We start from the raw sequence: 18944 nt of genomic DNA, 5'->3' as shown, positions 1-18944 counted from the left end.
CTGCTCCTCAGGTTCGTTCCGCTGTGGGCGTGTCGTCGGTCGGTTCCTCGTCCTCGGCCTCTTCCAGTTCCGTGAGGGCCTGCAGGTACTGCTTGCGCACCTCCTCCAGGTCGCTCTCGCTCAAGATGCGGGAGAATGAGGTTGGCAACGTGTCCTCCTCGTATGGACGTTCCAGATGGTGGTGCCGGACGTTTCCCGCGCGGTCACGCGCGGTCACGCGCGCAGACCCCACTCCTGGGCGTTGTAGATCACCAGCCCGTTGGTCGGGTTCGCCCGCACGTTGGCGAAGCGGTCATCCACGACAAGCAGGCTCGGCTTCTGGCACAAGGGGAGCGAATACGCCTCGCGGGAGAGGATCTCGTCCGCACGGTTGAGAAGTTCGTGGGCCTTGGGCAGGTCGAGCGTCTCGTTCGCCTCGCCGATCAAGCGGTCCACCTCGGCATCGGAGAAACGGCCGTAGTTCATGCCGCCGTCGGTGGTCCACATGTCACGGGCCGGACCGACCCGCACCGGGTTGCCGATCCAGTTGAACGAGACGATGTCGTAGTCGCCGGCCACCATGGTGCCGGGCCGGTCGGTCGGTTCGACGCGGACCTCCAGGCCGATCCGGCGCAACTGATCGCGCACCAGCTCGCCGGTGCGCCGGCGCATGAGGTCACCGGGTGCGTGCCGGAAGCGCAGCACGCCGACGGGCGAGCCGTCCGGGGCGTGCAGGAGGCCGTCGCGGACCTTGTACCCGGCGGCGTACAGCAGCCGCTCGGCCGCCTCGATGTCGCCACTGCCCTGACCGGTGCCGGTGATCACGTCGCGGTAGGCGGGTTGCCCCGGCAGGAAATTGTGGCTGTTCAGCGGCTCGACATCCGGGTGGAAGGTGCCGATGGTCTCGGCCAGGATCTCGTCCCGGTCGATGGCGGTGAAGATCGCCCGGCGCAGCACCGCGTCGGCGAGGAACGGATTGCGGGTGTTCAGGTCCACGTGCTCCCAGACCAGCCCCTGGCGCAGCTCGTAGCGGACACCGGGCATGTCGCGGAACGCGTCCACGAGCGCCTTGGTCGGCTGGGGGGTGGACATGCCGTGCACCGCCCGTTGACGCACCGCGTCCGCGAGTGCCACCGGGTCGGTCACCACCCGGAACACGACGCGGTCGAGGCTCGGCGCGACGCGGCCGTACCAGTTCGGGTTCGGAACCAGCACCACCTCGACGCCGGGCTCGACGTGCTCCACCTGGTACGGCCCCGCCGACCAGGTGGGTACCGTCTGGGCGAACGAGGCGAACGCCGCCGCAAGTCCGTCGGCCGTACCGAGGTCACCGGCACGCGCCGCGATGTGCGCCGGATAGAGGTACGAGAACATCGCGTCCCAGTCGGGGAACGACTTGCCCGGCGCCAGGGTGACCACGATGGTGCGGCCGTCGTCCGCGCCTTCCACGGACTCGACCAACTCGTACCCGGCGTGGGTCGACGGCAGGCACGCGGGGCTGTGGTGCCCGCTGGACACCCGCCAGGTGTAGCGGAAGTCCTCGACTCCGACGGGGACCCCGTCGTTCCAGCGGGCCTCCGGCCGCAGCCTGTACACGATGGTCTGCGGGTCCGCCGCGACCAACTCCGGCTCACGGGTGAACAGGTCCTCGTTCCAGTGGTGCTCCAGGTCCGGGAACGCGACGTACGGGCTCGGCGTGATCAGCTGCAGCACCATGCCCGTGTCGACGACGTTGCCGGCCGCCGAGAGCAGGTTCCAGTTGGGCGGGGTGTTCCCGACCGCGTGCACGTAGGTGCCGCCCGGTTTCACGGCCGCCCGGTTCGAGTCGTTCAGCTCCACGGTGAACCCTTCACTCAGCGAACGGCGGCGTCGGCTGCGACCGTCGCTCTGTCGTCGTCGGAGGTTGATGTTCAGCACCGGAGCAAGCACCGGCTCGTTGCCGACCAGGCGCGCACGGCGCCTTCGGAACGTACCGACGGGCGGTTCGGGAGCAGTTATGCACGCGGCACCGGTGCAGCGGCGACGGACTCACCGGCCTCTTCGCATAACCGGCGGCTAACTCGCCCGCCCTAGTCTGGGCCGGCACCGGGCGCCCGTCGCATGTGCGTCCCGCGAGCACGTGGGAGATGGAGGACGCGTCGGACCAAGGGACATCGATTCGCACCCGTGTGACCGTCGTAGCCGTGAGGGGATGAGGGGACTCATGATGCCCGGAGAGAAGCCGATGCCCGCACCGGACGATCCGATTCCGTCGCCGCGCTCCTCCAGCGAACCGGTGCTGTGCGAGATGTTCGCCGACTTGTTCGAGCTGGACGGCGTCGATGCCGATGCAGACTTCTTCGACCTGGGCGGCACCTCGGCGCAGGCCACCCGGCTGGTCGGCAGGATCCGAAAGGTCTTTCCGGGGGACATCACGTTCGGCGATGTCTTCGAAGCGCCCACTCCCAGGGGTCTGGCCGAGCTGCTCGACCGGGCGGTCGTGACGAGCCCGGTCCCGGGGCCGGCCGACCGCCCGGAGAGGATCCCGCTGTCCCCCGGGCAGTCGACGTTCTGGTTCTACGAACAGCTGCGCGGCCCCAGCGCGGACCACAACATCCTGCTGTCGCTGAAACTGACCGGGCCGCTGGACCGCGAGGCGCTCGTCTGGGCGTTCGATCGGCTGATCGACCGGCACGAGATCCTGCGCACGGTGTTTCCCCGAGATCAGGACGAGCCCTGCCAGGTCGTGCTCGACCCCGAAGCCGCCCGCCCCGGACTCCGCGTCGTCGACGTCGCCGGCGACCGGATCCCCGAGGAGCTGGCGAAGCGCGCCGCGCTGCCGTTCGACCTCGCCGCAGAGCCTCCCCTGCGGGCCTGGCTTCTGGCGATCAGCCAGGACGAGCACGTCCTGCTGATATCCCTGCACCACATCGCCGGCGACGGCTGGTCGACGGGCCCGCTCTGGCGGGACCTGTCCGCCGCGTACCTCGCGAGGCGCGACGGACTGCCGTGGCAGCCCCGGCCGCCGGCCGTGCAGTACGCGGACTACAGCATCTGGAAGCGTGACCTGCTGGGCCGCGAGTCCGACAGCCAGAGCCTCATCGCCCGCCAGGGGCGGTACTGGGCGCAGACCCTCGCCGGCCTTCCGGAAGAGCTGCCGCTCCCGGTGGACCGGCAGCGTCCCGCGCGGCTGACCGCACGCGCAGAGGGCGTACGGTTCACCATCGCGCCGGATGTGCACCGCCGGCTCCTCACACAGGCGACGGCTGCACGGGTCACCCTGCTGACGACCCTGCGCGCTGCCGTGGCGGTCCTGCTCTCCGAACTCGGCGGCGGCGGAGACATCCCGATCGGCGGCCTGGTGTCCGGCCGGACCGGTCCGGGGTTCGAGGACGCCATCGGCTTCTTCGTCAACACCCAGGTGCTGCGGTGCACCTGGGACGGGGACCCGACCTTCGAGACGGTGCTGGCCCGCGTCCGCGAGGCCGAACTCGGGGCGTACGCGAACCAGGACATGCCGTTCGACCGGATCGTCGAGATCCTGAACCCGGTCCGGATCGCATCGCGGAACCCGCTGTTCCAGGTGATGGTCGTCGCCGACGAAGGGATCGGTGCCGGTGACGTTCTCTTCGGCTGTGCCGCCGAGCCGCAGCCGGTGGAACTGCTGGGCCTCCCGACGTTCGACCTGTCCTTCAACTTCACCCTGCCCGAGGCGCCCGAAGAGACCGGTGCCGGTATCGCGGGCTGGCTCGGCTACAGTCCTGACCTCTTCGACCGCCCGACGGTCGAGCGCATCGCCGCCCTCGCCGTACGGATCATCGACGAGGCGACCGCGCATCCGGACGCGCCGCTCAGTGCGTTGGCCCTGCCGTCGCCGTTCGACGACCGACCGGCGAGCGTGGCCGCCGCCGACACGGGGACCCCGGTGGCGGGGGAGGACTCCGCACGCCCCCGCACACCGCGGCTGGACGCCCTCTGCAGCGCGTTCGCCCAGATCCTCGGAGCGGAGGAGGTCGGGGCCGACGACAACTTCTTCCGGCTCGGCGGGCACTCCCTGATGGTGGTGCGCCTGGTGAGCCGCATTCGCTCGACGCTGAACACGGAACTGCCGGTACGCGTGGTCTTCGACCAGCCGACACCTGCGGGCATCGACCGGTGGCTGGACCGGGCCGAGGCGGCATCCGGCGCGCCGGGTCCGGCCGCCGACGGCTTGGACGTCGTGCTGCGTATCCGTCCCGAGGGCGACCGGACCCCGGTGTTCGTCGTGCCCCCCGCCCTCGGTCTGAGCTGGTGCTACACACCGCTGAGCCGCTGGCTGGACGACGGCTTCCCGCTGTACGGCCTGCAATCACGCGGCATCCGCGGCTCCGGCCCCGCCGGCCGGACGCTGACGGACATCGCGGCGGACTTCGTCGGCGAGCTGCGCCGCATCCAGCCGAGCGGTCCGTACCAGCTCCTCGGCTGGTCGTTCGGCGGCAATGTCGCCCACGCCATGGCCGTGTTGCTCGAAGCCGCCGGAGAAGAGGTCTCCATGCTCGCGCTCCTCGACAGCTACCCCTGGGACAGCGAGCAGACGGATCCGACGGCGGCCGTGGAACCCGTGGCGGTGGACCCGAAGTCGACAGCGGAGGAGCTGGAGCGGGTGCTCCAGGCCTCGCCCGGCACGGCGGCGGCCCTACCCGACGAGACCCTTCCGGCGCTCGCCCAGGTCTTCGCCGGCAACCGCGACGCCCTGCTGCGGCACCGGTCCGGGCGCTTCAGCGGGGACGTCCTCGTGTTCACGGCGGCGGAGAGCCTCGAACAGGGAATGGATCCGCGTTCGTGGCAGAGGTTCGTCGACGGCCGCGTGAGGACCTGGTCCGTCGGCGGCAACCACTACGAGGTCTTCGGCCCGGAGCCGTTGGAAACGATCATGTCCGTCGTCAATGCGGAGCTGACCGCGCACCAGGGTCGGAACCGGGCCCGCGCGACGCAGGAGAGGGGAGTGGCCGGATGAGTGACGTCCAGTCGACGTCCGAGATCGACACCACAGCGGTGCTGCTGAGGATCTGGCAGCAGTTGTTCCGTGACCAGCAGGTCGGTCTCGACGACGACTTCTTCGACCTCGGCGGGCACTCGCTGCTCGCCACTCGCGTGATCTCCCAGGTCCGTGCGGCGCTCGGCAAGCGGGTCATGTTCAAGGACATCACGGAATGTCCCACGATCGCGCTTCTGGCGGCCCGGATCGAAGAGAAGGGGTAACCGGGCCATGCCTTCGAGCAGCGGACGGGAAGGACGTCGGGGAACCGTGGTCATCGTCGAGCCGTACTCATCGGGAAACATGCTCGCCCCGGCCTTCCGGCAGGGCGGCTTCTCGCCCTGCGCCGTCACGTTGACCGGCTCCTCGGCACCGAACCCCGCGACGCTTCGCCTGTCCGACTTCGACGAGCACATCGCCTACGACGGTGGTGAACTCGGCCCGCTCGTCGACAGGTTGCGGGCCCTCGATCCGGTGGCGATCGTGCCGGGGACCCATACCGGGGTCAAGCCGGCCGATGAGCTCGCCGCGGTGCTGACGCCCGAGCTGGCGAACGCGCCGGACCTCGGCCCGGCGCGGCACCACAAGGGCGCCATGATCGCCGCCGTCGCGGCCGCCGGGCTGCCGACGATCAGGTCCCTGTGCACGTCCGACGCCGGCGACGCGCTCGCGTGGATCGCGCGCGAGGGACTGTCCGGCCGTGATCTGGTGGTCAAGCCCGCCGACTCGGCCGGCACGGACAGTGTCCGGTTCGTTCCCGGTGGACATGAACTGCACGCCGCCGTAGCGGAGTTGCTCGGTTCGACGAGCCGATACGGATCACGCATCTCCGAGGTGCTCGTACAAGAGCACGTCAAGGGCGTCGAATACGCGGTGGACACCTTCAGCTACGAGGGCAGGTGCACGGTCAACGACGTCGTGCGCTACCACAAGGTCTCCAGCCGGCGGCACATGGCGCTGTACGCCAGCATGGAGATCCTGCCGATGGACGCACCCGGCAACGACGCGGTCATCGGCTACGTCAAAGCGGCACTCGACGCACTCGGGATCAGGTTCGGCGCGGCGCACACCGAGGTGATGGTCACCGAGGACGGGCCGATGCTCATCGAGGTCAACGCCCGGCTCTCGGGCGGCGGGCACCCGTGGACGTGCGAGCTGGCGACCGGTGACAACAGCATCGACCGCATGGTGCGGTACGTGGCCGGGGACCGGAACATCCCGGACGGCTACCCGCTCCGACTGACCACCCGGGTGGTCTTCTTCTCGGTGCGGTCCGCCGGAACCGTCAGCGGCATCGCCGGCCTGGACGCCATCGCGGACCTGCCCAGCTGCTACCACCTGCAGGTCAACCTCCAAGACGGAGACCACGTCCCGGAGACGGCCGACATCTTCGACGCGCAGCGGCTGGGCGCGGTGGTCCTGGCGCACGGCGACCCCGCACAGGTCGCCGCCGATCACCGGGAGGTCCACAGGATCGCGGCCGGAGCGGGGCGTCCGGGCGGCCTCACCATCGATCCGAACCGAGAGGGAGTGCAGTAGAGATGGGACAGACGGCCCCGCTCGTCGTCCATACGGCAGCCGATTCGTACGTGCGAGACCTGCGTGATCCGGCGCTCGTGCCGATGCTGGGCGTCGACGACCGCCGGTTCGCCGCCCTCGCGGGCCTGCTGGGAGGACCCGCCCGGCGCTCGGACCCGGACGTCTCCGGCACGCTGGTGGTGGCGCCTCCCGGCTCGGCGGCCACGGCCGCGGGACGGGCGCTGGCGGACCGCTTCGGCGGCTCGTTCGAGGAGTTGCCCGCAGGGGGACTGCACCGGATCCTCGACGCACGCCTGGAACCCGCGCAGGTGGTCTTCGTCGCCCTGCACGACGAAATCGATCTCGACGTGGTCACCGAGTCGCTCCAGGCCGTCGGCGCGCACCGCCATGAAGGCCGGCACGCCACGATCGGATTCGTGATCGGGCCGGACCTCTCCGAGCTGAGCTGGCTGCTCGCCAAGGGGCTCAGCTGTCACCTCAGGAAGCCTCCGGAGCGGAGCCGGCTGACCGTGGTCCCCTGGCTGCGCCGGCACGCGGCGGCGGTCCGGGCAGCGGGTCCGGACGGCGCGGAAGCCGTGCCGGAGTGGGTCGTCGGCGCGAGGGCGAGCCGCGCGGTCCTCGAACCGATGCTGTCCGAGCAGTACACCGGACTCGTGTCCTTCGCGTCGGCCGGCCGCGAGCACGCGCTGATCCTCGGCGACACCGTGATCTGCGGCGACCACGCCGGACACCGGGGGCCCTCCGCCCCTGGCGCGGACGCACCGAGCTGCGCCTCCTCGGACCGCTGCTTCCGGGACGGCGTCCGGGCGGGGGACGTCATCAGGGCGGCCGGTGTCCGGGCTGACGTCGTGTTCGCCAACTCCTGCATGGCCTGGCGGCCCGGTACCGGTCTGGTGGCGGCCGAGTACCAGCTGGCGGGCGCGTTCCAGTACGGGATTCCGGCCGCCTACATGGGTGCCGTCCACCAGATGCGGCCGAACCTGACCGTCAACGAATTGGTCGACGAGGCCGCGGCGGCGGGCACGGACATCGGACGGGCCTGCGCCGCGGTCAACGACCTCGTCCGGGAGTCCGGTCGCGAGCTGCCCTACTTCGCGGTCCTCGGACTACCCTGGGTGACCGCGGGCAGCGGATCCGAGCCCCCGTCCACCACCGGGGCCGGGCCCGGCCCCGGTGCCCGCGACGGCGTCGGCGACCTGAAGCCGCGACTGCTGCGCTTCGGCCGGACCGTGCGGGCCCTCCGCGAGTTCGGGCCGAGCGGGTTCATGCCGCCGGACGGAATCGTCGCCATGGAGGCCGAGATCCTCGAACTGGCCCGGACGCTGAAGAGGGGGGCCCTCGGCGCGGATCCCGCCGAGGAGGTCCTCGGCCCGCTGGACCGGCTGGGCGGTCTGATCGCCGACGCGGAAATGAGTGCGGTCGCCGACTTCCACGAGTTCGGCAAGATGAGCCACTCCGCCCTCAACGAGATGTGGGAGGGCATCCTCGACACGCGTGTCCGCCCGACCGACGGTGCCTGCCCGTACTGCAAGGGACGGCTGGCGGAACTGGTCGCGCTGCACCCCGTGTACGAGCGGGTCGGGCGACGCGCGCTGATCTGCAACGTGTGCGGGCCGGTAGTGGACGCCCCGCTCGACCCGGTCATCGGCGACGTGCTCATCGAGTGCCCGACGGTCTGGGAGCGGCCGGGCACCGTCACCGTCGACGTGCTGCTGACCCCCGCCGCGAGCGTGTCCCAGGAGATCGTCGTGGCCGGCGCCGTCCACGTCTCGGGGGCCGCGAACTCCGGCATGTCGTTCCCGGACGCGCGGCGGATCGTCATCCGCCCGGGATCCCCCGCACGCATGCGCGTCGACGCCACGCTGGACGCCGAGGCGTTCACGCACCACGAGCACTTCGTCAGGTTCGTGGCGGTGGCGGAAGGGCTCGTCCACTACGCCTCGCGCCCGGTGGCGGTGGCGCCGGCCAGGTGAGCCTCAGTCCCAGTCGTCCAGCAGTTCACTGGCGAAGGCGAGGTCCTCGCAGATCGCGCGGGCGGCGTTGATCCCGCTGCTCGCCGCTCCGGTCCACATGAAGTACGAGGACCCTTCGACGTTCCCGGCGCTGTAGACGAGCGGGTTGGACGTCATCCCGTACAGGCTGGTCTCGGGGAAGCCCTCCGCCGACAGGTCGAGGTCGAGTTCCTCGGCGAGTTTCCGGTAGGGCCGGGCCACATCGCCGAGCAGCAGGGTGTCGGCGTCGAGGGTCCGGCCGTGGGCCGTCTCCAGGACGACGCCGCCCGCCGGATCCGCAGAGGCGCGGACCACCTCGTCGGACAGGACTTCGACGCCGTGGCGGGTGAGCAGGCGCGCGAGTCTTCCCCGGCTCGCCGAAGGGTCCCCGACGAGGACCGTCATCCGCTTGGCGAACTGCCGGGACAGGGCCGCCATCTTGAGCGTCTCGTCCCCGGTGCCCACGCAGACGAACGTGCCGCCACTGTGCTCGTACGTGTGGCAGTAGGGGCAGTCGAAGGCCGTTCTGCCCCAGACACCGTCCGGCAGCCAGGCCGGCAGCACGTCGACGCGGCCGGTGGCGAGGAGCAGCCTTCTGCCGCGCAGACCGGGATGACCGCGGCCCTCGACGACCACGTGGTCCTCGTACGCGCGAGCGGATATGACCTCGTCCCACAGGATGGTCGCTCCGTACCGCCCGGCGTCCTCCTCCATCTTCCGGTAGATGTCCGCCGGGGCGGCTCCGTCCGCGTACGGCACGTTGCTGACCGAGCTCGCCGGCGAATTGCGCCGCCGGGGCCCGGAGACCACGAGCGTGCTCCGCATGGAGCGGCTGAGCATGGTGGCCGCCGTCAGGCCCGCCGGTCCTGCACCGATCACAATCACGTCATAGAGATCGTCGTACATCGAGACTCCCCTTGATGGCTCCGAGGCGGTCGCTATCCGGCGGGCTGAAAGAGCTCCCGCAGCGCTGCGCGATCCACCTTTCCCGTCTGGCCCACCGGAAAGGTCCGGCATACGGCCACACGACGGGGTTGCATGTACCCGGGCAGCCATTCGCCCAGGCTTTCCCTGACGGTCCTGGCGTCCAATTCGCCCCGGGTCCTCAGCGCCAGTGCCAGGTACGGAGAGTCTCCGTCGTCCAGCTTCAGGGCGACGGCCTCGTCGACGTCCAGGCTCCGCAGTGCCACCTGCTCGATCTCGCCGAGCTCGATGCGGAACCCGTGGATCTTCACCTGCGAGTCGATGCGGCCCAGGAACTCGACCCATCCGTTCGAGGTCCAGCGGGCGCGATCGCCGGTCCGGTACATCGTGGAGGCACCGCCCCGGTCCCAGGGATCCGGCAGGAAGCGGTCCGCCGTCAGGGCCGGATCGCCGAGGTATCCGGCGGCTACGCAGGCACCGCTGATGTACAGCTCGCCCGGTTCGCCGATCTCGCAGGGCGTGCGGTCCTCCCGAAGGACGTAGTAGCGGCTGTTCTGCATCGGATGCCCGTACGGGATGCTCCGCCACGACGGGTCCACCTCGTCCACGACGAAGTCGTTCGACCAGACGCAGGCCTCGGTGGCACCGCCCAGCGCCACCAGAGTCGCGCGCGGGAACTCACGGCGCAGGACCTCGCGGGTGTTCAACGGGATCCAGTCGCCGCTGAGGAAGACCCGTCGGAGCGTGTCCCGGTGCCGGCGGGAGGATTCGTCGAGCAGCAGCGTCACGGCGGTGAACACGGCCGGCGCGGAGTTCCACAGCGTCACCCCGTGCTCGACGAGAGCGATCGTGATCTCCTCGAGCTCCTGCAGATCGGCATCGGGAAGCAGCAGCACGCTCGCGCCGGCGGCCAGGGTGCCGAAGACGTCGTAGACCGACAGATCGAAACTGAACGACGCCACCTGCAGGAGGATGTCGCTCGGGCCGACGGAGTTGCGCCGGTTGAACCACTCGATCAGGTTGACGACGCTGGAATGCCGGACGGCCACCGCCTTCGGCCGCCCGGTGGAGCCCGAGGTGAAGATCGTGTAGGCCAGCGCGTCCGGTCCTGCGGGCCCGGCCTCGTGCTGTCGGACCGGCTGCCTGGGGGCGGATCCCGCGACCACCTCGGGGTCACCGCCCCGGCGCACTGCAATGACCGCCACGTCCTCGCCGAGGCCGCTCGCCCTGTCGCGATAGGGATCCGTGACGAGGACATGTCCGATGCCGCTCGCCTTCAGCACCTCCGCCATGCGGCGTGCAGGCCATCGCGGATCCAGCGGGACGTAGTAGGCGTCCGCGCGCAGAACCGCGTGGATCGACACGACGGCCTCCGGGACGTGGTCGACCAGCAGGCCGACCGGCGTACTCGGGAGGACGCCGTGCGCGGCCAGGTGACGGGCGAGCCGCGAGCTCTCGGCGGCGAGTTCGCCGTGCGTGAGCGCGACTCCGGACGTCGTCCGAAGGGCCGGCTCCTCGGCGTGCTCGACCGCCGCGACGTCGATGAGATCCATGATGCGGCTCGTCGTGGAGTAGTCGCACCGGGTCTCGTTCCACTGTTCGACCGGAGTCGGGTGCCGAGGCGGATGATCGGAGATCATGAGACGCTCCCAAGGTCGCGGGGCAGGGACTGGGCGGTCAGCCGTCGGTGGATGCGGAAGCCGGCCAGGAGGCGAGCGAGCGCTCCGGGTCCGCGGTGGCGGCGGCCACGGCATCGGCGATCAACCTCACCATGTCGAGCGCCCGCCCGTGACTGAACATGCTCCCGTCGAACTCCAGACGCAGGCGGTATCCTCCCGGCTGTTCCTCCACGAGCAGTGCCAGCGGCGAACCAGCGCTCGGCTCGCCCTCCAACGGGTCGAATTCGAGGAGTTCCAGGTCGCCGAGTGGCCAGTCGGGCAGCGGGACCGACGGGGTCACGGTGACGCCGACCGACCCGAGGTTCCGCAGGTCGGCACCGTCTCCGCCTGCCGCGGTGACGACCTCCGGGAACGGCGGGTGCTGCCGTTCCAGGGTGGCCCAGACCTCACGTTGCACCGCCCGCGCCAGCACACCGAACGTCGCGTCGGCGGCGAACCCGACCCGTATGACCCGCGGCCCGGCCAGCGGGCCGACGTGGGCCTGCGACTCGGGTGTCAGCCGGTTGTCGACCACGGAGGCGACCCAGAGATCGGTCTGACCGGTATGGCGGTGCAGCATGGCCATCGTGCCCGCGGAGAACAGCGCGAACGGGTTCACCCGCAGCCGGCGCAACCCGGCCGCAACGGCACCGTCCGGGTCGGCCAGCACCGTCTCGACGGCCCCGGTGGGCGCCAGTTCCGCCCTCACGGGCCCGGGCAGGTCACGGGGCAGGCGCATGACCGGCAGATCGCGGAGCCGGGAGGTCCAGAACTCCTCGTCGGCGCGGCGTGCCTCCGGGTCCGGATTCCGAATGAGGCGAGCCGTCTCCCGGTACGCCTGCCCGATCTCCGGCAGGTCGTCGGGCGTCCCGTGGATCTCGGCGCGGTACAGCGTGGCGAACTCCTGGAGCAGGAGGTTCTGCCCGTAGCCGTCGATCACCAGTTGGTGGCAGGTCATGACCAGCTGGTGGTCCTCCTCGGCGCGTCGGACGAGGGTGGCCCGGAACAACGGCTCCTCGCCGAACCGGAACGGGGTGCGGGCGATCTTGCGAAGGAGTTCCTCTGCCGCGTCCGGGACCGCGTCGTGCACCTCCACCACCCGCAGGTCAGGCGGCTCGGCGAGCCGTGTGGTCGGCGACGGCCCGTTCTCGAACACGGTACGCAGCAGGTCGTGGCGCAGGGACAGCCGCCGTACGGCCGCGGCCAGCGCCGTGCGGTGCACCTCCCCGCGCAACCGGAACACCACCGTCGCCAGCAGCACCGGGGTGGACGCGAGAGCGCGCGCGGCCCGCCACAGGTCGCCCTGCGGGGACGGGAGCGCGGTCGCGTCCGGCGGTCCGCCGAGCACGGCCGGACGACCGGTGTGGTGCCGAACGAGAGCCGCGATCTGCTCGTCGTCGAGCACGCCACCCCAGAAGCAGTTGTTCCGCACGCTCGATACCTCCTGACCGTGGCGGCCCGTCGGGGCCCGGACGCGGGTGACGGCGTATATGGCGGTCCGGTCACCGACACCGGACCCAGCCTAGGAACGCGGGGTTAGGCCGTGGTTACGCGTGCCGTCCTCAGGACGCCGAGGCGTCGACGATCAGCTCGGCGAGGTCCTGGGCGAGGGTCCGCACCTCCGTCGCGCTCCAGTTCCGGACGGTGTGCAGGAGTTGGGCGCTCGCCCCGCTGCGTGCGACGCTCAGCGCGAGGTCGTGCCGCAGCCGGACGTGGCCGCGCGGCATCGGCGTGACCACCACACCGCCCGCGCGCACCGGCTCCTCCGGAGCGTTGAACTCCTCCACCCCGATGTTGGTGACCGGGTCGTCCCACGCGGTCAGCGGCCCCAGGGCTCGGGCCACGTCACGGTAGGGCACGTCCGCGTACCGGAGGGCCGACAGCACGGCCTCGCGTCCGGAGGACAGCGCGGCTGCGAGGCCGGCCGCCGGGCGGGGCGCGAGCACGATGGGCACCACGTTGATCAGGCAGCCCATCAGGTGCCCGCTGCCGCCGCCGTCCCGGATCGCGACGGGTGAGGCCACGACCGTGCGCTCGGATCCGGACGTGCGGGACAGCAGGTGGCCGAAGAGGCCCGTCAGCCCCATGTACCGGGTGGCCCCCGCTCTCCTGCACGCCCGGTCGAAGGAGGCCCATGCGGCGTCGGTCACGGGGAGTTCCACAGCGGCCGCCAGCCGGTCGGTCGCCGGCCCCCGGAGTCCGGGCAGCGCCACCCGGGACGGAGCCCCCCCGAGGAGCCTGGCGGCTTCGAGTGCCCTGCCGCTGTCCACGGCAGCCCGTTCCCGCGCGGCCCGGGCGAGCAGCCACTTGCGGTAGGCGGTCGGATCGGGGCCGGGAGGCAGGGCCGCGTCCTGGGCTCCCGCCGCGTAGCGCGACAGCAGTGTGCGCAGCAGCACGCCGTGGGACCAGCCGTCACTGATGAGATGGTGGAAGACGAGGACCAGCACGTGCTCATCGGATCCGACCCGGATCAGGCGGGCCCGCCAGAGCGGGCCCGCCTCCAGGTCGAAGGGTTCGGTGGCGGTGAGCGCTGCCAGGCGTTCGACCCGGGCCGCCCGGGTCTGCTCGTCGAGGGCGCCCAGGTCCGTGTAGGCCAGCTCCGCGGCGGGGGCGTCGAAGGACTGCCGAGGCTCGCCGTCGACCTCGACGACACGGCACCGCATGGCCTCGTGGACCTCGCGGGCGCCGCCGAACGCCGCGCGCAGGGCCTCCGCGTCCAAGGGGCCGTCGATGCGCAGGGCCGCAGTGTCGTGGTAACCGGAGACACCCGGGCTCAACTGTTCGGCGAGCCAGATTCCCTGCTGGGTAGCGGTCATCGGGAGCGCCTCGGGGGGTTGCCTTCGCCGCTGGGCGCGCAACGCCGCCACGAGCCGGGCCCGTTCTGGATCGACACCTTGTATCAACGGCGGTTCCGTCCTTTCCGCGGGAGTGACGGGGGAGTCCCCCGTGATGCGCGGTGAGCGACGTCACCGTAGCAATGGAAGATCGTCTTGAGGAGGGGGGTTCGCGGCGCGGTCCGCATACGGGCATCATCGGTCGCCGCCGCCCGCAGAGGGCGCCGGCAGGCAGTCACGGGAGAACGAGGGAGAAGATGTCGCAACCTCAGGCCTTTCAGTTCGCACTGGTCAGCGATGGTGATGTGACCGAGAAGGAGTGGCGTGAACTCGCCCGCCGAGCAGCGGATCTGGGCTACGACGCCTTGCTCGTCAGCGACCACGTGGACCAGCGGCTGGCACCCGTGCCCGCGGTGGCGGCCGCGGCGGAGGTGACGGACGGGCTTGTCGTCGGTACGTACGTGCTCAACAACGACCTGCGTCACCCGCTGATGCTCGCCCGGGATGCCGCGTCGCTGCACGCTCTGTCGGACGGCCGCTTCCAGCTCGGCCTCGGGGCCGGCTGGTACCGGGTCGACTACGAACGCACCGGAATCGGCTTCGACCCGGGCCGGGTGCGCTACGAGCGGCTGCGGGAGGCGGTCGCCATCTGCCGGTCCCACTGGGCAGGGTGCGCGATCGAAGCCGGTGCGCACTACCGCGTGCGTCAGGAGGCCCAGGATCCGCCGTGCCGTCACGGCGGCCCCCGCCTCCTGCTCGGCGGCACCCGGCGGGGGATGCTCTCCCTGGCCGTGCAGGAGGCGGACATCGTGAGCGTGGTGCCCGGGCTCGGCCCCGACGGGCCCACGGGTCTCGACGACTGCTCGCCCGCCCACCTGGACGAGAAGATGGCGTGGATACGGGCGGAGGCCGCCGCGCTGGGCCGGTCGCCCCGCCTCAACCACCTGGTGTGGGAATGCTTCGTGACACCGCGGCCCGCGGCGGTGCAGGAGGCGCTGGCCCGGGCCGTCGGCCGTACCCCCGGAGAACTGGCCGAGCTCGCCTGCTTCCTGGTGGGTACCGCGGCCCAGGTCCGCGACACCCTCCTGGCCCGGCGCGAGCGCTGGGGATTCGACTACGTCACGGTGCCCGCCGCGGCGGCCGAGCCGTTCGCGGCCGTGGTGGCGGCCCTCAAGGGCCGGTGACCGCGGCGCACGGGTACGCGAACCACGTAACCAGGGTCTAACCACGCGCCCGTACGGTCCGATCAGGACTTCACTCGCGAGGCGTTCCAGCTCGACGACGACCAATGGGAGGCGCTGTGACCGGTCGTACAGGGAAACCGGTCCGTGCGTGCGCCGAGACGGAGGCCGCCCGGGCGCGGCCGGCGCACGACCGCCCCACGGCGGCGAGCGTCGCGGCCGTCTACCGCGACGTGCTCGGCCTGGACGGCTGTGCCGAGGACGAGTCGTTCTTCCGCCTGGGCGGAGACTCCCTCCACGCCGGCCGGGCCCTGGCCTTACTGGCGCGGCGCCACGGAGTTCGCCTGCCGCTGGCGGAGATGTACCGCGACAGCAGCGCCGCGGCCGTGGCCAGGGGCCTGGGGGAGATGATGGACCGCCCCCGGCCGCGGCGCTCGATCACCTCACTGGCCAGGCGCCGCCGGACCTGGTTCCCGCTCTCCTTGAGCCAGGAGAGCTTCTACGCCATGGACCGCGCCACGGGCGGGGCCGGACTGTTCAACAACGTGGGCCGGCTCGACCTGCGCGGGGACATCGACCCCGTGGCGCTGAGGCAGGCACTCGTGGACACGGTCCGCAGACAGCCCGCCTTGCGCACCGTCTTCGGCGAGGACGACGGCCGGCCCGCGCAGCGGTTCGCCGAGCAGGACGCCCCGCAGATCGACATGTGCGACCTGCGTGCCGAGAACGGTGCGGCACTGCTGCGACGCCGCGTTCGGGAACAGCACCTGCGGGGGTTCGACCTGCACGCCGCGCCTCCGGTGAGGTTCGTCCTGGCCCGCACGGCCGACCACGAGTGGACCGTGCTCACCGCCGTGCACCACATCGTCTTCGACGGCATGTCGCAGTCCCTGCTGCTCGACGAGATCGCCCAGGCCTACGCACACCGCGTCGGCGCCGCCCCCGAGAGCCGTGCCCCGGAGTTCACCTACGCGGACTTCGCCTACTGGCAGCGGGACACGCTCCGGGGCGAACGCCTGGAGGAGCACCTGCAGGGGCTGGCGGAGGCCGTGCGCCACACTCCGGCCCCGATCGTGGGCGACGGCGGCCTCGGAAAGGGATACACCTCGCGCATCCGGCCCTTCGAGGTCGAGGACGCCACCGTCCGGGATCTGCGGTACCTGGCCGCCCGACACGACACCACGCTCTTCGTCGGCCTGGTGGCCACCTTGCTGGAATTCGCGGCCCGTCGCGCCGGTGGGACGCGTCAACTGGTGGCCGTGCAGGCGGCCAACCGGGGGCTTCCGGGCACCGAGAACGTGATCGGCTGCTTCTCCAACACCCTGTACGTCTCGGGGCGGGCACGCCCCTCGCTCGATCCCGAAGAGCGGCTCGCCGAAACCCGGGACGAAGTCGCCCGCGCCCTGCGGCACGAGGAGATGCCGCTGGACCACGCACTCGGCCTGCTGGCCGAACGGGGCACGGGCGCCGCATGCCGGCCGCAGATCGGATTCGCGCTGCAGCCGCCGCGCCACCAGACGAGGGAGCTGCCGGGCGGCGTCCTGGCGGCCGAATACCTGCTGCAGAGCGGCGACACCGTCGACCCGACGAACTTCCCCCTCGTCCTGGAGCTGTTCGCGGAGTCCCGCGGGCTCGCCGGCGTATCGCACCATCGTCTGGCCGTCTGGCCCGAAGGCGCCTTCGCGGCGGCGGAAGGGCAACTGGCCGCGGCGTTCCAGTACATGAGAGCGGCCGGACGGCCGTCCGCGACAGAGAGGTAGACCAGTGCCCACGTCGTTTTCCCGGATCCTGAACGAAGAGGACCTCGCCGAAGTGCGCAACCAGTACCTCCAGGCCCTGGAGGCGCTGGAAGAGGAGGAAGAGCAGGCAGAGGGGGCGGAAGGCGATGGTCCGCGAGGTGCCGGGTTACCGTAACCGCGCGGAGAGCGCGGCGCCTTGGCTTCGGCCCGGCGCTCGGCGCCGCGGTGGACATGACGCAGCGGAAAGGGAGTCGTAGGTGGTGGTGGACGGTACGGGGGCCCGGGCAGCGGGCGCCCGACGCATCCGGTGGAGGGCGCCCCTGGTGGTGCTGGTCGGCGAAGTGCTGCGCACCGATCGCCGCAACAGCCTGGTGCTGGCGGCCCTGCTCGCCGTGGGCGCGGTACTGCCCGCGACGCTCGCGGTGACCTCCGGAGTGCTGGCCGGCTCGCTGCTGGACTCCGGTGCGCAGGGCCTCGGCCGGAAGACCGTCGTCCTGGGCCTGCTCCTGGGGACGGTCTTCCTCCTGCTGCAAGTGGTGGGCCCGGTCGCCCAGGCGGTCGCCGAATCGCTGGGCCGGAGCCTGGACCGGTCGGTGTCCCGGCGCACGATGGCCGCGCTCGACGGTCCGGTGGACCTGGTACGGCTGGAAGGCCCCCAGACCTCCGGACTGGTCGACGGAGTCACCGGCGGGGCGGGCGGCAGTGTTGCCCGGGACGCCGTGGTCGGCCTGGTCGGCATCGGCATCGCCCGTGGCGGAGCGGTGTGCGGTGCCCTGGTGCTGCTCGCGTACCGGTGGTGGCTCGCGGCGCTGCTGCTCGCGGCCTACGGGTATGCGATGGTCATTGTCTCCCGCATGTACCAGGCCGCGCTGGAGTCCGCGGAGGGCGCGCCCGCGATGATGCGGCGCGCCATGTACCTCAAGAACACGCTGTGCACACCCGCCGCTGCCAAGGACGTCCGCACCTTCGGTCTGGTCAATTGGCTTCTGGACCGGTACACGGCCGAGTGGAGTTCGGCCATCACCCGTGCCCGGCACGACCGCACCGGAGTCGCACGGGTCAGTCTGCGCAGCGCCTGCGTGGTTCTGGCCGTCCAGGGCCTGACGTTCCTCGTGCTCACCCGGGACCTGGTGGACGGCGATCTGTCGATCGGCCGCTTCACCGCGTTCGCCGTGGCGAGCACGGGCCTGCTGGGGCTCAGCACCGTCACCCCGGACCTGCTGAACATCGCGGTCGGCGGCACGATGCTCAAGACGCTCGCCACGTTGGAGGAGAGCACCGGCAGCCTGCCCCGGCCCACGGGGGAGGCGCCCGCGCACTTCCGCACGTCGATCGTGTTCGAGGGCGTCGGGTTTCGCTACCCCGGATCCGACGCATGGGTGCTGCGCGATCTGAACATGACGATTCCCGCCGGCACCTCACTGGCGGTCGTGGGCGTCAACGGCGCGGGGAAGACCACCCTGGCCAAGCTGCTGTGCGGCCTCTACCGGCCCACGGAGGGACGGATCCTGGTCGACGGCGTCGACATGCGTGACATCAGCACCGACCTTTGGCCGCGTCGCTGTGCGGCGCTCTTCCAGGACTGGATCAGATGGAGCCTTTCCCTGCGTGACAATGTCGTACTCGGCGCTCCGGAACACCCTTCGACCAGTGCGGAACTGGACCGGATCGCCAGCGCGGCGGGCCTCCTCGACCTCGTCGGCGAGCTCCCCGAGGGCTGGTCGACCGTCCTCAGCCGGGAGTTCGGCGGTGTGGATCTGTCCGGGGGGCAATGGCAGCGCGTCGGGCTCGCGCGGGCCCTGTGGGCCCTGTCCGCCGGAGCGGAGGTCCTGCTCCTCGACGAACCCTCCGCGGCGCTCGACGTGCGCGGTGAGACCGAACTCCACGGCCGGCTTCTCGACGCCACGGCGGGCAAGACGGTGGTGCTGATCTCACACCGCTTCTCCACGGTGCGGCATGCCGACCGGATCGTCGTGCTCGACGGCGGGTCGCTGGCGGAGGAAGGGACCCATGCGGCGCTCATGGCGGCGAACGGCCTGTACGCGCGCATGTTCCGAGTGCAGGCGGAGCGGTTCACGGCCGGAACGGAGACCATACGGTGAC

Annotated in this window: 13 protein-coding genes; 8 read left to right on the top strand and 5 right to left on the bottom strand. The window is 71.3% G+C overall.

The window, feature by feature from the left end; translation table 11 throughout:
• Positions 1–213 precede the first annotated feature (213 nt).
• On the bottom strand, positions 214–1818 hold the full coding sequence (locus IE241_RS10420) for an ABC transporter family substrate-binding protein (RefSeq protein WP_190021396.1): 1605 nt from the start codon (positions 1816–1818) through the stop codon (positions 214–216).
• A 364-nt stretch (positions 1819–2182) separates the two neighbouring features.
• Here IE241_RS10420 and IE241_RS10415 point away from each other — a divergent pair, with 364 nt between their 5' ends.
• Genes IE241_RS10415 through IE241_RS10400 form a run of 4 tightly spaced genes read left to right on the top strand, consistent with a single transcriptional unit; the run spans position 2183 to position 8487 of the window.
• Positions 2183–4954, top strand: coding sequence for a condensation domain-containing protein (locus IE241_RS10415; RefSeq protein WP_190021395.1), 2772 nt, complete (start codon positions 2183–2185; stop codon positions 4952–4954).
• Positions 4951–5199 carry a phosphopantetheine-binding protein gene (locus IE241_RS10410; RefSeq protein WP_190021394.1) on the top strand — a complete coding sequence of 83 codons (249 nt, stop codon included), beginning with the start codon at positions 4951–4953 and terminating at the stop codon, positions 5197–5199. The genes IE241_RS10415 and IE241_RS10410 overlap by 4 nt, the downstream gene beginning before the upstream one ends.
• Before the next feature lie 46 nt (positions 5200–5245).
• Positions 5246–6514, top strand: coding sequence for an ATP-grasp domain-containing protein (locus IE241_RS10405; protein WP_229899055.1), 1269 nt, complete (start codon positions 5246–5248; stop codon positions 6512–6514).
• Between the two features lie 2 nt (positions 6515–6516).
• A complete protein-coding gene (locus tag IE241_RS10400; RefSeq protein ID WP_190021392.1) occupies positions 6517–8487 on the top strand; it encodes a Trm112 family protein in 1971 nt (656 codons plus the stop codon).
• Positions 8488–8490: 3 nt separating this feature from the next.
• On the opposite strand, the gene IE241_RS10395 is transcribed toward IE241_RS10400, so the two are convergent.
• From IE241_RS10395 to IE241_RS10380, 4 genes are all read right to left on the bottom strand, one after another.
• Entirely contained in the window at positions 8491–9411 is a 921-nt protein-coding gene (locus tag IE241_RS10395) for an NAD(P)/FAD-dependent oxidoreductase (RefSeq protein WP_190021391.1), read from the bottom strand.
• A gap of 32 nt (positions 9412–9443) precedes the next feature.
• A complete protein-coding gene (locus IE241_RS10390; RefSeq protein ID WP_190021390.1) occupies positions 9444–11069 on the bottom strand; it encodes an amino acid adenylation domain-containing protein in 1626 nt (541 codons plus the stop codon).
• A 37-nt stretch (positions 11070–11106) separates the two neighbouring features.
• A complete protein-coding gene (locus IE241_RS10385) occupies positions 11107–12519 on the bottom strand; it encodes a condensation domain-containing protein (protein WP_190021389.1) in 1413 nt (470 codons plus the stop codon).
• A 130-nt stretch (positions 12520–12649) separates the two neighbouring features.
• A complete protein-coding gene (locus IE241_RS10380) occupies positions 12650–13903 on the bottom strand; it encodes a condensation domain-containing protein (protein WP_190021388.1) in 1254 nt (417 codons plus the stop codon).
• A 275-nt stretch (positions 13904–14178) separates the two neighbouring features.
• Between IE241_RS10380 and IE241_RS10375 the strand changes: the two genes are divergently transcribed.
• The 4 genes from IE241_RS10375 to IE241_RS10360 all read left to right on the top strand — a co-directional run bounded on the left by IE241_RS10375 (position 14179) and on the right by IE241_RS10360 (position 18943).
• Positions 14179–15105: a TIGR03621 family F420-dependent LLM class oxidoreductase gene (locus IE241_RS10375; RefSeq protein WP_190021387.1), complete on the top strand. Its 927-nt coding sequence runs from the start codon at positions 14179–14181 to the stop codon at positions 15103–15105.
• A 116-nt stretch (positions 15106–15221) separates the two neighbouring features.
• On the top strand, positions 15222–16862 hold the full coding sequence (locus IE241_RS10370) for a condensation domain-containing protein (RefSeq protein ID WP_190021386.1): 1641 nt from the start codon (positions 15222–15224) through the stop codon (positions 16860–16862).
• 4 nt (positions 16863–16866) lie between these two features.
• Positions 16867–17016 (top strand): hypothetical protein, encoded by a 150-nt coding sequence (locus IE241_RS10365; RefSeq protein WP_190021385.1) that lies wholly within the window; start codon positions 16867–16869, stop codon positions 17014–17016.
• A gap of 148 nt (positions 17017–17164) precedes the next feature.
• Entirely contained in the window at positions 17165–18943 is a 1779-nt protein-coding gene (locus IE241_RS10360; RefSeq protein WP_190021384.1) for an ABC transporter ATP-binding protein, read from the top strand.
• Position 18944: the final 1 nt, after the last annotated feature.

Origin of the sequence: Streptomyces hiroshimensis (assembly GCF_014650335.1) — a bacterium.
Classification (GTDB): domain Bacteria; phylum Actinomycetota; class Actinomycetes; order Streptomycetales; family Streptomycetaceae; genus Streptomyces; species Streptomyces hiroshimensis.
This window is presented reverse-complemented; position numbering and strand designations above follow the sequence as displayed.